This window comes from Buttiauxella agrestis (genome assembly GCF_900446255.1).
Classification (GTDB): domain Bacteria; phylum Pseudomonadota; class Gammaproteobacteria; order Enterobacterales; family Enterobacteriaceae; genus Buttiauxella; species Buttiauxella agrestis.
The window spans coordinates 1,164,785-1,178,667 of record NZ_UIGI01000001.1 but is presented as its reverse complement, the minus strand read 5'-3'; the positions used below and the strand labels follow the sequence as shown (position 1 = coordinate 1,178,667).

The 13,883-nt window shown below is 52.3% G+C and carries 12 protein-coding genes and 1 pseudogene; 3 read left to right on the top strand and 10 right to left on the bottom strand.

Annotated elements, in window-relative coordinates:
* Positions 1 to 3 precede the first annotated feature (3 nt).
* Entirely contained in the window at positions 4 to 1,440 is a 1,437-nt protein-coding gene (locus tag DY231_RS05615; RefSeq protein ID WP_115627577.1) for a sensor histidine kinase, read from the bottom strand.
* A gap of 527 nt (positions 1,441 to 1,967) precedes the next feature.
* Positions 1,968 to 5,855 carry a phosphoribosylformylglycinamidine synthase gene (purL, locus tag DY231_RS05610; protein ID WP_115627576.1) on the bottom strand — a complete coding sequence of 1,296 codons (3,888 nt, stop codon included), beginning with the start codon at positions 5,853 to 5,855 and terminating at the stop codon, positions 1,968 to 1,970.
* A 270-nt stretch (positions 5,856 to 6,125) separates the two neighbouring features.
* On the opposite strand from purL, the gene mltF reads away from it, so the two are divergent.
* Positions 6,126 to 7,682, top strand: a complete 1,557-nt coding sequence (gene mltF / locus DY231_RS05605; RefSeq protein WP_115631774.1) for a membrane-bound lytic murein transglycosylase MltF — start codon at positions 6,126 to 6,128, stop codon at positions 7,680 to 7,682.
* Here the strand turns inward: mltF and tadA are convergent.
* The 3 genes and pseudogenes from tadA to DY231_RS25595 all read right to left on the bottom strand — a co-directional run.
* Complete coding sequence (gene tadA, locus DY231_RS05600; protein ID WP_370511346.1) at positions 7,567 to 8,037, bottom strand: tRNA adenosine(34) deaminase TadA; 471 nt, start codon at positions 8,035 to 8,037, stop codon at positions 7,567 to 7,569. The two genes, mltF and tadA, sit on opposite strands and share 116 nt — an antisense overlap.
* 111 nt (positions 8,038 to 8,148) lie before the next feature.
* A complete protein-coding gene (yfhb, locus tag DY231_RS05595; protein ID WP_115627574.1) occupies positions 8,149 to 8,787 on the bottom strand; it encodes a phosphatidylglycerophosphatase C in 639 nt (212 codons plus the stop codon).
* 3 nt (positions 8,788 to 8,790) lie between these two features.
* Positions 8,791 to 8,893 (bottom strand): annotated as a pseudogene (locus tag DY231_RS25595) (PTS transporter subunit EIIC); the annotation flags it as partial.
* Positions 8,894 to 9,059: 166 nt separating this feature from the next.
* Between DY231_RS25595 and DY231_RS05590 the strand changes: the two are divergent.
* Positions 9,060 to 9,908 (top strand): MurR/RpiR family transcriptional regulator, encoded by an 849-nt coding sequence (locus tag DY231_RS05590; RefSeq protein ID WP_034497738.1) that lies wholly within the window; start codon positions 9,060 to 9,062, stop codon positions 9,906 to 9,908.
* Between the two features lie 55 nt (positions 9,909 to 9,963).
* Entirely contained in the window at positions 9,964 to 10,224 is a 261-nt protein-coding gene (locus tag DY231_RS05585; RefSeq protein WP_115627573.1) for a YfhL family 4Fe-4S dicluster ferredoxin, read from the top strand.
* Here the strand turns inward: DY231_RS05585 and acpS are convergent.
* The 5 genes from acpS to rnc form a co-directional block, all read right to left on the bottom strand.
* Positions 10,221 to 10,601 (bottom strand): holo-ACP synthase, encoded by a 381-nt coding sequence (gene acpS, locus DY231_RS05580; protein ID WP_064544373.1) that lies wholly within the window; start codon positions 10,599 to 10,601, stop codon positions 10,221 to 10,223. The genes DY231_RS05585 and acpS overlap by 4 nt on opposite strands.
* On the bottom strand, positions 10,601 to 11,332 hold the full coding sequence (gene pdxJ, locus DY231_RS05575) for a pyridoxine 5'-phosphate synthase (RefSeq protein WP_115627572.1): 732 nt from the start codon (positions 11,330 to 11,332) through the stop codon (positions 10,601 to 10,603). The genes acpS and pdxJ overlap by 1 nt, the downstream gene beginning before the upstream one ends.
* Positions 11,333 to 11,408: 76 nt before the next feature.
* Positions 11,409 to 12,146: a DNA repair protein RecO gene (gene recO / locus DY231_RS05570; RefSeq protein WP_034497742.1), complete on the bottom strand. Its 738-nt coding sequence runs from the start codon at positions 12,144 to 12,146 to the stop codon at positions 11,409 to 11,411.
* A gap of 4 nt (positions 12,147 to 12,150) precedes the next feature.
* Positions 12,151 to 13,059 carry a GTPase Era gene (gene era / locus DY231_RS05565; protein ID WP_115627571.1) on the bottom strand — a complete coding sequence of 303 codons (909 nt, stop codon included), beginning with the start codon at positions 13,057 to 13,059 and terminating at the stop codon, positions 12,151 to 12,153.
* Positions 13,059 to 13,739 carry a ribonuclease III gene (rnc, locus tag DY231_RS05560; protein ID WP_034459305.1) on the bottom strand — a complete coding sequence of 227 codons (681 nt, stop codon included), beginning with the start codon at positions 13,737 to 13,739 and terminating at the stop codon, positions 13,059 to 13,061. The genes era and rnc overlap by 1 nt, the downstream gene beginning before the upstream one ends.
* Positions 13,740 to 13,883 lie beyond the last annotated feature (144 nt).

The window sequence follows — 13,883 nt, the reverse complement described above, 5'->3', positions numbered from 1 at the left end:
TTTTTATTTGTTCTCGGGAAAAACAGGCAACTCAATTCGGAAGCAGACATCTGCCGTTTCATCGTCAATCAGATGCAATTCGCCATGCATGCGACGGATACAATCCTGGGCGATACTCAGGCCCAGGCCACTCCCTTTAACCGCACCTTTGCGCTGGTGACTTCCCTGATAAAAAGGTTCAAAAATCATCTCTCGCTCCGCAGGCGGAATAGGATCACCCGTATTACCGACATCAATGTGAAGAGTGTTCCCCACCTGCGTGCTACGTAAATAAATGGTACCGGATTCAGACCCATAGTGCACCGCATTGGAATAGAGATTATCCAATACGCTCATGAGCAGCATGGGTTCGGCGAGGACAGGCTCCGGGATAAAATCACATACGGTACGCATCATTTTAGCCCGTGCTGGCAAACTGTGAGCGGCAATAATCACATCCACTAACGGTGCCAATTCAACTTTCTCAAGTTCGACCGGAACGTCCGCCAGTTTGCGGTTGTAATCCAGCAATTGTTCAATCAATTTTTGCAAGTGACGACTGCTGTTATCGAGGATTTCGACCACCTCTTTTTGGTCGTTGGTTAGCGGCCCAACGACCTGGTCTGCCAGCAGTTCAGTGCCTTCGCGCATACTGGCGAGGGGAGTTTTTAACTCATGTGAGATATGGCGTAAAAACTCATGACGCTGAGATTCAAGCCAGGACAGACGTTCGCTTAACCAGACAATTCGCTGCCCCACCGAGCGCAATTCGCGCGGCCCTTTAAACAGTACCGCGTTGCCCAACGAATGCCCTTCGCCCAGCAAGTTGATCATCCGTTCAATGCCTTTAACCGGGCCGATAATCATGCGTGTGAAGATAATCACCAGCGCGACGCTTAACAAAAACAGCACCAGCGCCTGCCAGCCGAAGAACTGTCCGCGTTCGGCGATTTCTTGCTGGAGTTGCTGCCCACGAGAGAACACCACCGCGCGTGTCGCTTGCACCATTTCAGCATTAGCCGTGGCGAAGGTTTCAAGGTGTGCCGCGGCAGCAGAATCTGGCCCACTGTTTTTGCATTGAATTTCAGCGAGGTCGTTGAGCGACTGGCGCAATGTTTGATAAAGATGATTGTCCGGCAGGACGCCAGCGTGGGCTTCGAGCATTTGCGCGTAACGTTTGCGCTGCCCCTCATAAACCTTAGCGAGCGTGGTATCGTCCAGCACGCAGTACTGTCGATAACTCCGTTCCATTTCCAGCGCCACGTTGGTCATCGCTTCACTGCGACGCGCATCCACAAGCGTTGTGCGATTGGTGACGGCGGCCTGGTCGCTCAGGGCATTCAGACTTTGCCAGGCTTGCCACGCCAGCACCAGCAAGGGAACCAGCACCAGCAAAAAGGCCATCATGACAAGCTGACGTAGGGAGCGAGGGAAAAAGTGCCACTGGTTCAATAGCTTCATCTCATTGTCTACCTGAATGATTCGATGCTAACGGGGATTGGCGGGAGTTTAAAGTTCAGAAACAACAAAGGCAGAGAATAATCTCTGCCTTTGTTCTGGAATCAGGCGGTGCCTTACTCAACGTTTCGCCCGGAGCATGATAAAGCAGTACAAGACTGACAATAATCAAAAGGTGGACGGCAGGCACCTGGAGTGCGTCATTCTAAGTTTTATGTAGCACAACCCTTGCGGGGGCTGACATAGGAGGGTGAATGAGCCACTGCGCAGTATTATGCATACTATGTGCCATGTTTGCTACAAATAATGCATGCCAATGTTTCCATTATGTTTATTTATTTAATGACTCACACTGCAAGCTGATTGTTTTTCAACCGTAACGTCGCTATTTAGCAACACTTAAAAATCATATTTTGCAAAGCAATAAAAATCAATATGTTAAGTGTCGCAAATCAGAGACACCTAAAGAGCGCCATTGTCGGGAAATGGTGACAAAAAAATCCCTGCCGAAGCAGGGATTCCACAACAACTTAACCGAGTTGTTTACGCGCATTCCGGAAGATGCGCATCCACGGGCTGTCCTCGCCCCACTCTTCCGGGTGCCAGGAGTTACTTACAGTACGGAACACACGCTCAGGGTGCGGCATCATAATGGTCACGCGCCCGCTTTCGTTGGTCACTGCCGTAATACCGTTCGGGGAACCGTTCGGGTTCGCCGGGTAGTTTTGCGTAACTTTGCCGAAGTTGTCGATAAAGCGCAGTGCCACCAGCCCTTTGCTTTCCAGTGCGGCCAGATGCGCCGCATCGCGCACTTCCACGTGCCCTTCGCCGTGAGAAACCGCGATTGGCATATGGGAGCCGACCATGCCTTGCAGCAGTAAAGACGGGCTGGAGGTGACTTCTACCAGACTGAAGCGCGCTTCAAAGCGGTCTGAATGGTTACGCACAAAGCGCGGCCACAGATCGCTTCCAGGAATCAGTTCGCGCAGGTTCGACATCATCTGGCAGCCGTTACACACGCCCAAGGCCAGGGTTTGTGGACGATGGAAGAAGGTTTCGAACTCATCGCGCACCCGGGAGTTGAACAGAATGGACTTCGCCCAACCTTCGCCAGCACCCAGTACGTCGCCGTAAGAGAAGCCGCCACACGCCACCAGCGCCTGGAAATCTTCCAGACCACGACGGCCTGCCAGTAAATCACTCATGTGTACGTCGATGGCATCAAAGCCCGCGCGGTGGAAGGCGGCCGCCATTTCAACGTGGGAGTTAACGCCCTGCTCGCGTAGTACAGCCACTTTCGGACGCGCACCTTTGGCAATAAACGGCGCCGCGATATCTTCTTTAATATCGAAGCTCAGTTTAACGTTCAGGCCAGGATCGTTGTCATTGGCTTTCGCTTCATGTTCTTGATCGGCACATTCCGGGTTATCGCGCAGGCGCTGCATCTGCCAGGTGGTTTCTGCCCACCACATGCGAAGCGTGGTGCGGCTTTCGCTAAATACCGCATGACCATCGGCGGTTAGTGTGAAACGGTCCCCCGCCACGGCTTTGCCGAGGAAGTGAACGCAATCCGCAAGACCGTGGTCTGCCAACGTTTTCTCAACGGCGGCACGATCGGCTGCTTTCACCTGGATTACCGCGCCTAACTCTTCGTTAAACAGCGCAGCCAGATGGTCTTTGCCAAGTGCGGCAATATCCGCTTCCACACCACAGTGACCGGCAAATGCCATCTCCGCCAGAGTCACCAGCAAACCACCGTCGGAACGGTCGTGATAGGCCAGCAGTTTTTGCTCAGCAACCAGCGCCTGAATGGCGTTGAAGAAGCCTTTGAGCTGTTCGGCACTGCGCACATCGGCAGGTTTGTCACCCAACTGGCGGTAAACCTGAGAAAGTGCGGTAGCGCCCAACGCGTTATGACCAGCACCTAAATCGATAAGCAGCAGGGCGTTATCTTCGGTTTGCAGCTGTGGCGTAACGGTGCGACGAACATCTTCAACACGGGCAAATGCGGTGATCACCAGCGACAGCGGAGAGGTCATCTCGCGTTGCTCGGTGCCTTCCTGCCAGCGGGTTTTCATCGACATAGAGTCTTTGCCCACTGGGATGGTCAGGCCCAACATCGGGCAAAGTTCTTCGCCCACGGCTTTCACCGCTTCATACAAGCCAGCATCTTCACCCGGATGACCGGCTGCGGACATCCAGTTTGCCGAGAGTTTAATACGGTTGAGTGCACCAATTTGCGTAGCCGCAATGTTGGTCAACGCTTCACCGACCGCCAGGCGACCTGATGCTGCGAAGTCCAGCAACGCGACCGGCGCACGTTCGCCCAGAGACATCGCTTCACCGTAATAGCTATCCAGACTTGCAGTCGTGACCGCACAGTTAGCCACCGGGATCTGCCACGGGCCAACCATTTGATCACGCGCGACCATGCCGGTGACGGAGCGGTCGCCGATAGTCACGAGGAACGTTTTTTCAGCCACGGTCGGCAAATGCAGCACACGATTGACCGCATCGGCAATCGTGATGTTACGGCAATCCAGCGCGTCGCCTTTCGCTTTCAGCGTTTCAACATTACGTTCCATTTTCGGTGTTTTGCCGAGCAACACATCCAGCGGCATATCAATTGGCTGGTTGTCGAAATGGCTGTCGTTAAGCGTCAGATGTTTTTCTTCCGTCGCTTCACCAATCACGGCATATGGCGCTCGTTCACGCCGGCACAGTTCGTCGAACAGCGGCAACTGGTCTGGGGCAACGGCCAGAACATAACGTTCCTGGGATTCGTTACACCACACTTCCAGCGGGCTCATGCCTGGTTCATCGTTCAGGATATCGCGCAGCTCAAAACGACCACCGCGACCGCCGTCACTCACCAGTTCAGGCATAGCGTTGGAAAGACCACCCGCGCCCACATCATGAATAAACAGAATCGGGTTGGCATCGCCCAGTTCCCAGCAGCGGTCGATGACTTCCTGGCAACGACGTTCCATTTCCGGGTTGTCGCGCTGTACGGAAGCAAAGTCGAGATCCGCATCAGACTGGCCTGAAGCCATAGAGGATGCAGCACCGCCGCCCAGGCCAATGTTCATCGACGGGCCGCCGAGGACGATAAGTTTCGCCCCGACGGTGATTTCGCCTTTCTGCACATGATCGGCGCGAATGTTGCCGATACCGCCCGCCAGCATGATTGGCTTGTGATAGCCGCGCAGTTCGACGCCGTTGTGGCTGTTAACTTGCTCTTCGTAGGTACGGAAGTAGCCTGTCAGCGCCGGACGACCAAATTCGTTGTTAAATGCCGCGCCGCCCAGAGGGCCGTCGGTCATGATATCCAGCGCGGTCACAATGCGATCGGGCTTGCCGAAATCTTCTTCCCATGGCTGTTCAAAGCCTGGAATGCGCAGGTTCGAAACGGAGAAACCTACCAGGCCCGCTTTCGGTTTTGCGCCACGGCCTGTTGCGCCTTCATCACGGATTTCACCGCCTGAACCGGTCGCCGCACCCGGCCAAGGGGAAATCGCGGTTGGGTGGTTGTGAGTTTCAACTTTCATCAGGATATGTGCGTCTTCCTGGTGATAGTCGTAACGTCCCGCTTCGTGGTCGGCAAAGAAGCGCCCTACCTGTGAGCCTTCCATGACTGCAGCGTTATCTTTATATGCCGATAACACGTAGTCAGGCGTTTTCTCAAAGGTGTTTTTAATCATTTTGAACAGCGATTTAGGCTGTTCCACGCCGTCAATAATCCAGTCGGCGTTAAAAATCTTGTGGCGGCAATGTTCGGAGTTAGCCTGCGCGAACATATACAGCTCGATGTCATTCGGGTTGCGCCCCAGTTTGGTGAACGCATCCTGCAAGTAGTCGATTTCATCTTCTGCCAAAGCCAGTCCTAAACGGATATTGGCTTCCACCAGCGCTTCGCGGCCCTGCGTTAACAGGTCAACGCTTTGCACCGGCGCAGGCGTGTGATGAGAGAACAGTTGCTGTGCATCGTCCAGCGCACCGAACACGCTTTCCATCATGCGGTCGTGCAGCAACGCAGCAATTTCCTGGCGCTGTGCATCGGTCAATGTGCTGGCAGTGATGTAATACGCCACGCCGCGTTCAAGGCGCTTAACTTTGGCGAGATCGCAGTTACGGGCAATGTCAGTGGCTTTGGAGGACCAGGGTGAGATGGTACCAGGACGTGGCGTAACCAGAATCAGGTTGCCAGTCGGGGCGTGGTCGGCAAGGGTTGGACCATATTTCAACAACCGTTGCAGGCGGGCGTGCTCTTCAGCCGTTAGCGGCGCCTCGAGATCGGCAAAGTGAATATACTCGGCATAAATGTCGCTGACCGGAAGGTTGGCGTCATTAAAGCGGGCCAGTAATTTGTTAATACGAAATGCCGATAAAGCGGGCGAACCACGCAGAATTTCCATCATCAAAGATCTCTCGTCTTCGAAACGCCAGGGGGACGCTTCAGTGGGCGCAAGGGGAAAACGGGCGCCATTATAGAGAATCCGCCGCCATGACGAAACCGTTTGCGTATAAATAAACGCATTAGTTTTCACTGATGGAAATTTAACCAGAAATGTTGAATATGTTGCACAGTGGCGTTTTGTTAAGCAAAATGCGCCACACCTTTTGGGAGCACCTCCACTTTTGAAGCCTGTTGTTAGCGAAAACTCTACGCCTCGTTGCAGATTAACTATTTGAAAAGATTTAAGATTAATTATCTGCTTATCGGTGCCGTAACCGTGTTGCTGGCAGTGGCGCTATGGCCCTCCATTCCCTGGTTCGGACAAGCCGAAAATCGTATCGCCGCCATTCAGGCGCGGGGGGTTTTGCGCGTCAGTACCATTCAATCACCTTTGACTTATACCCAGTATCAGGGAAAAGAAATTGGTCTCGATTATGAGATGGCCGAACAATTTGCCCGTTACCTTGGCGTGAAACTGGAAGTGACCGTTCGTCCGAATATTCAAGAGCTGTTTGATGACATTGATAACAACAAAGCCGATGTGATTGCAGCAGGCCTGGTCTACAACACCCAACGCAGCCAGCATTACCAGGCGGGGCCAGCCTACTATTCCGTTTCGCAGCAGATGGTTTATCGCATGGGTAGCCCGCGCCCTAAAACATTGGCTGGCGTTAAAGAGAACCAGTTGGTGCTTTCGCCAGGCGTGACGTCGCTCAATGCATTGAAAAAGCTTAAAGAAGAGAAATATCCGGATTTAAGCTGGCGTATCGACGAGCAGCACAGCAGCACTGAACTGTTGCAACAAGTTGTCGACGGGAAGATTGCTTTTACGATTGCCGATTCCGTCGCGATAAGCACTTTCCAGCGCGTTCATCCGCAACTTGCCGTGGCGTTGGATGTGACCGACGAGCAGCCCGTGACATGGTTTAGCGCGCTGGATGGCGATGATAGCCTTTCTGCGGCCCTTCTCGACTTTTATAACAAGCTGAACAGCGACGGGACTTTTGCTCGCCTGGAAGAGAAATATCTTGGCCATGTGGGGGATTTTGATTACGTCGATACCCGCACATTCCTCAAAGCCGTGGATTCCGTGTTGCCTGAGCTTCAGCCATTATTCGAAAAATATGCCACTGAAATAGACTGGCGTTTGCTGGCGGCAATTTCGTATCAGGAATCACACTGGGACAACCAGGCAACTTCGCCAACCGGCGTGCGCGGGTTGATGATGCTGACTAAAAACACGGCACAAAGTCTCGGTGTGACGGACCGACTGGATCCAGAGCAAAGCATTGCAGGCGGAAGCCAGTATCTGAAAGATATGATGGCGAAAGTGCCTGATAGCGTGCCGGAAGAAGAGCGGATTTGGTTTGCACTGACAGCGTACAACATGGGGTATGCCCACATGCTGGATGCTCGCCAGCTCACAGCGAAGCAAAAAGGTAATCCGGATAGCTGGGCGGATGTTAAAACTCGTCTGCCTCTATTGAGCCAGAAACAGTATTACAGCAAAACAACTTATGGTTATGCCCGCGGCCATGAGGCGTATGCGTACGTCGAAAATATCCGCAAGTACCACATAAGCCTGGCAGGATATTTACTTGAAAAAGAGAGGCTAGAAGCGCAGGAAGAAAAATACGCGCAAGCGTATCCTGTCGTCGCGCCTGTAGAGCTGGCTACTCCCCGCTTCGGGCCTTTTCCTTTAGGGCCTTTTTCTCAAGACGACGCGCTCGAAAGAAATCGCTCAGCATTGCCGAACACTCTTCTGCCAGTACGCCCTCAGTCACAGTAACCTGATGGTTCATGCCCGGGTGTCTGAGCACGTCCATTAAAGAACCAATCGCACCCGTTTTGGCATCACGAGCACCAAATACCAGGTTGCCTATACGCCCGTGAACCATGGCTCCAGCACACATAACGCATGGCTCGAGGGTGACATAAAGTGTAGTGTCCAGCAGACGGTAGTTTTGCAAAACAACACCACCCTGACGAAGCGCCATGATTTCAGCATGAGCCGTGGGATCGTGTCGGCCAATCGGGCGATTCCAGCCTTCGCCTATCACCTGGTTGTTATGAACCAGCACCGCCCCGACCGGAACTTCACCTTCATCCCATGCACGACGAGCAAGTACTAATGCATGACGCATCCAGTATTCATGGGTAAATTCACTTTCTGACAAGGGATTCTCCGGGCACGGCTATATTCGGGCGCGCATTATACACACTCAACGCACCTATAACTTGAAGTATGAAGGGTATTATTCCAGTTGCTGCAACTGTCCAAGCGGTGTAACCCGCCAGCGGTGCTGGCAAAAATAGAGCAGCGGGTTATCCTGGTTGCTGTCGCTGTAACCACTATAAAGCTGTAGCGGCGTGCCAATTTTTTGTTCCAGTTGCGCCACTTTCTCATGCCCAAGGCAGCGCAATGTGAGCACCCACCCTCCATGAGAGCGTTCAATCTGGCTGGCAATTAGCTTAACTTTCGGTAGCCACGGCGTGTCGAAATAAACCTGCTGAACAAGCGGTTGCGGCGAGCCTGTGATTAACCAGACATCGGCATCTGAACTGGTCAGATAATCCGTCAGACGCTGCTGGACTATCGGAAAGGCGGTGACGCGCCCACGAAACCAGGTCACAAAGTTCGTTTCCAGCTGTTTGAGGCGTGTTTCGCTATGACCAAAGGTTGCTCCCCACAATAACAGGCTCATCGGCCAACGAGCGGCGCGTCCTTTAATCAGCAACGCCCCTCCTATCACCGGCAAAAGCGGAATGACAAGTAACAGATTGAGGGGCAGATGGCGCAACAGATAGCGCAAGAAGCTGCCGAACATATCCTGCTGATGCAGCGTGCCATCTAAATCAAAAAAGACTACCCGACGCTCACTCTGAGTTGCCAAACGTTACTCCTCTGGATCGTTATCCCGTAAATATCACACTAGCGATGACAGCTATCAGAAAGCCTAACAGATAGACCATCACTTTTCCGGTAACGGACAGCAAAGATTGCGAGTATTGGCTTTCGCGAACCTGTGAGCCGGACTTTTCCGCCACCTTTGAATAATTAATTCCTTCAGGTTTCATAATAATGGAATATACAATTAATTCAGGCGAGTGAATTTACGTTATTATTGGGCCGCTCAGGTATTTGACCCGGCACACTGGAGAGGAAATGAACTGTTTACTGCGAATCCGAAGCCGCTACTCAACCCTGGCACAGAGTGACCGTAAACTGGCCGACTTTCTGCTGGAAAAACCCGATCACGCCCGTCATTTAAGCTCGCAGCAGCTTGCGGCTGAAGCCGGTGTAAGCCAATCAAGTGTGGTGAAGTTTTCCCAAAAACTGGGCTTTAAAGGCTTCCCTGCCCTTAAACTCGCCATCAGCGAAGCGTTGGCAAGCGGCCAGGATCCACAATCTGTACCGGTTCATAATTTGATTCTTGGTGATGATCCGCTGCGTCTGGTCGGTGAAAAGCTAATTAAAGACAATATGGCAGCGATGCATGCCACGCTTGATATCAATAGCGAAGAAAAGCTGCTTGCCAGTGTGAATATGTTGCGTAATGCGCGGCGTGTCTTGTTGGTGGGGATAGGTGCATCCGGTCTGGTCGCCAAGAATTTTGCCTGGAAGCTGATGAAAATTGGCATTAATGCGGTCGCGGAACAAGATATGCACGCGCTGCTGGCTACCGCTCAAGCTTCAAGTACCGACGACGTATTGCTGGCTATTTCCTATTCTGGTGAACGGCGTGAGATAAATCTCGCCGCAGATGAAACTCTGCGTGCAGGTGCAAAAATCCTCGCGATTACCGGCTTCACGCCAAATGCGTTGCAGCAACGAGCCTCGCTTTGCTTGTACACCATCGCCGAAGAGCAGGCGACGCGTAGCGCGGCTATCTCCTCCACAAGCGCACAGATGATGCTAACCGATTTGCTGTTTATGGCCCTGGTTCAACGGGATCTGGAACACGCACCAGAACGCATTCGTCATAGTGAAGCGCTGGTAAAAAAACTGGTTTGATCGAGGATTGGGCGTATAATGCCCGCCCTGTTTCTGTTGTTATCGAGATTTTCCCATGGCGCTACTTATCACTAAAAAATGTATCAACTGCGATATGTGCGAGCCGGAGTGCCCGAACGAGGCCATTTCCATGGGGGATAGCATTTATGAGATCAACACCGATCGCTGCACTGAGTGCGTGGGTCATTACGAAACACCTACGTGCCAGAAAGTGTGTCCTATCCCGAATACCATCATCAGCGATCCCGCGCATATCGAAAATGAAGAGCAGCTGTGGGACAAGTTTGTCCAGATGCATCACGCCGACAAACTCTAGTTTTCTATGATCACCGTCGCACACGCATAGTGCCGTTCATCGGCAAGCGTAACGTGCACTGAGCGCACACCCATTCTTTGCGCGACTCGCTCGGCCTCTTCCCAGAATCGCAGTTGCGGTTTACCTAACGGGTCGTTGAACACTTCAAACTGATTAAACGCCAGACCGTTGCGAATACCGGTGCCAAACGCTTTTGCCGCCGCTTCTTTTACCGCAAAACGTTTTGCCAAAAAGCGCACCGGTTGCTGGTGCGCCTGGTATTGCAGCCATTCGTTGGCACTCAGCACACGCTTCGCCAGTCGGTCACCCGAGCGTGAGATAACGCTTTCAATGCGCGCTATCTCAACAATGTCTGTGCCAAGGCCAAGAATCGCCATTAGCTACGCGCTTCCTGCATCAGGCGTTTCATTTCTGCCACCGCTTCTTTCAAACCACTCATTACCGCACGGCCAATAATCGCATGGCCGATATTCAGCTCGTGCATTTCTGGCAGGCGGGCAATGGCTTTTACGTTGTGGTAAGTCAGACCGTGTCCGGCATTCACTTTCAGCCCTTTTCCCGCTGCGTAAGTTGCCGCTTCTGCGATACGAGCCAGTTCTTTGGCTTGAGTCACTTCGTCTTGCGCATCCGCATAGCAGCCGGTATGAATTTCGATATATGGCGCGCCAACGGCCACAGCAGCATCAATTTGCGCGTGGTCAGCATCAATAAACAGAGAAACCAGAATTCCAGCATCCGCGAGGCGTTTGCAGGCATCGCGCATTTTATCCAGTTGACCGGCGACATCCAGCCCGCCTTCGGTGGTGACTTCCTGGCGTTTTTCCGGCACCAGGCAGCAGAAATGAGGTTTAGTTTCGCAGGCAATACCAATCATCTCCTCGGTGACTGCCATTTCGAGGTTCATGCGCGTATCGAGGGTCTGGCGCAGAATGCGGACATCGCGATCGGTGATATGGCGGCGATCTTCACGCAGGTGAACCGTAATACCGTCCGCACCAGCTTGCTCGCAAATGAATGCGGCCTGTACAGGATCAGGATATGCCGTGCCACGTGCGTTACGCAAAGTTGCGATGTGATCGATGTTGACGCCTAAAAGTAATTCAGCCATGACAATCCTCGAGGTCAGAACGGTTTGAGTTCCGGCAGTTTACACCTGAGAAGGAAAGCATGGCTACGCCCAGGCGTTATTGCGGGTCTTGAGGTGATTTGAGTGGTGGTTTTTTAGGCACAAACTGGCGGAACAATTCGCGGCTTTTGAGGGGCTTTCCGCCCAGATAGGGTTTTAACGCTATGCGGGTAAAACGTTTGGCAGCGCGCAAACTGGCTAAATCTGGAAACTCACGGTTAGCAAGCGCCTTCAACTCGTGGCCAGTGAAGGTGCGGTTATCCACCACAAGGCTTGCGATAAAGCCTTTCTCTTCACGATAGCGATAAGTCATGGTATCGCTGACTTCTTCGCCGCTACCGGCGCAATGCAGGAAATCTACGCCGTAACCCAGATGTCCGAGCAGCGCTAACTCAAAACGACGCAATGCCGGTTCAGGAGAACCGCTGGTTCCGGCTAAAGCCTGAATACAATGGAGATAATCGAAGAATAATTCAGAGAAACGGGTTTCATCTTCAAGCACGCGTGAAACCAGTTCATTCACGTACAGGCCGCTGTAAAGCGTAATACCACTCAGAGGAAGTGCCAGCGAGACAGCTTCGGCGCTACGCAGTGTTTTAACTTCACCACGTCCACCCCAGCGAACCAGCAATGGAGTGAAGGGCTGGAGTGTCCCTTTGAGGTTTGAACGCCGAGAACGAGCGCCTTTCGCAATTAAACGAACGCGCCCTGACTCTTCTGAAAAGAGGTCAAGCAGAAGGCTGGTTTCGCTCCAGGGGCGACTATGCAGGACAAAAGCCCGTTGCCAGCCTTCCATATTATTACTTCAGATCGTCGGTATAACCCAGGCTACGCAGTGCGCGTTCGTCATCTGCCCAACCGGATTTCACCTTCACCCACAGCTCCAGGTGAATTTTCGCTTCAAACATCTCTTCCATGTCTTTACGCGCTTCGATACCGATGGTTTTGATTTTGGCGCCTTTGTTGCCAATCACCATTTTCTTCTGGCCTTCACGTTCAACCAGAATCAAACCATTGATGTCAAAACCACCGCGAGCATTAGAGACAAACTGTTCAATTTCAACGGTAACGGAATAGGGTAATTCCGCGCCAAGGAAACGCATCAGTTTTTCACGGATGATTTCAGAGGCCATGAAACGCTGTGAACGGTCTGTAACGTACTCTTCAGGGAAGTGATGAGTCGCTTCTGGCAGACGTTTGCGAACGATGCTCGCAATCGTATCTACGTTCATGCCGTTTTCCGCAGAAATGGGCACGATATCGAGGAAGTTCATCTGGCTACCGAGGAATTGCAGATGCGGCAACAGAATGCCTTTATCTTGCACGTTATCGACTTTGTTCACTGCCAGAATCACCGGCGCGCGCGCGTCACGCAGTTTGTTAAGCACCATTTCATCGTCTGCGGTCCACTTAGTCCCTTCAACGACGAAAATAACCAGCTCAACATCACCGATGGAGCTGCTCGCAGCTTTGTTCATCAGGCGGTTGATAGCGCGCTTTTCTTCCATATGCAGCCCTGGGGTATCGACGTAAATTGCCTGATACGGGCCTTCGGTATGGATACCCATAATGCGGTGACGGGTGGTCTGCGCTTTACGGGAAGTGATAGAAATTTTTTGCCCAAGCAACTGGTTTAGCAGCGTGGATTTGCCGACATTAGGGCGACCAACGATGGCCACGAATCCGCAAAAGGTTTGTTCTTCGCTCATTATTCCAGCTCCAGCTTGATAAGCGCCTGCTCAGCTGCAGCCTGTTCCGCTTTACGGCGGCTTGAACCGGTGCCAATCACCGGCTCAGGCAGGCCACTCACCTGACAGTGAATGGTAAATTCCTGATCGTGCGCTTCACCACGAACCTGCACCACCAAATAAGATGGCAGTGGCAAGTGGCGACCCTGCAAATACTCTTGCAGACGCGTCTTAGGGTCTTTTTGCTTATCGCCTGGGCTAATTTCATCCAGACGAGATTGATACCAGGAAAGAATTAAACGCTCAACATTCTGGATGTCGCTGTCGAGGAAAACGCCACCAATTAAGGCTTCTACGGTATCGGCCAGAATGGATTCGCGGCGGAATCCACCACTTTTTAATTCACCCGGCCCAAGACGCAGACATTCACCTAACTCAAATTCGCGGGCTATTTCTGCCAACGTATTGCCACGCACCAGCGTCGCACGCATACGGCTCATATCACCTTCGTCTACGCGTGGAAAACGATGGTAAAGCGCGTTTGCAATAACATAGCTAAGAATGGAGTCACCCAGAAATTCCAGACGCTCATTGTGTTTGCTGCTGGCACTGCGATGCGTTAATGCCTGCTGCAACAGATCCTGATGTACAAAAGTGTAGCCCAGCTTACGCTGCAGCCTATTAATTACGATGGGGTTCATGCGATACCAATTAATGAATGCGTCAATTATTCAGCACACGGAACAGACCTGAAAAAGAGAACCAACGCTGTTTCGTTTGCCGTGGCTCCTCAGAGAGGAGCCAACCTTAATACGGGGGGATATTCTATAGATAACGACGTGGAA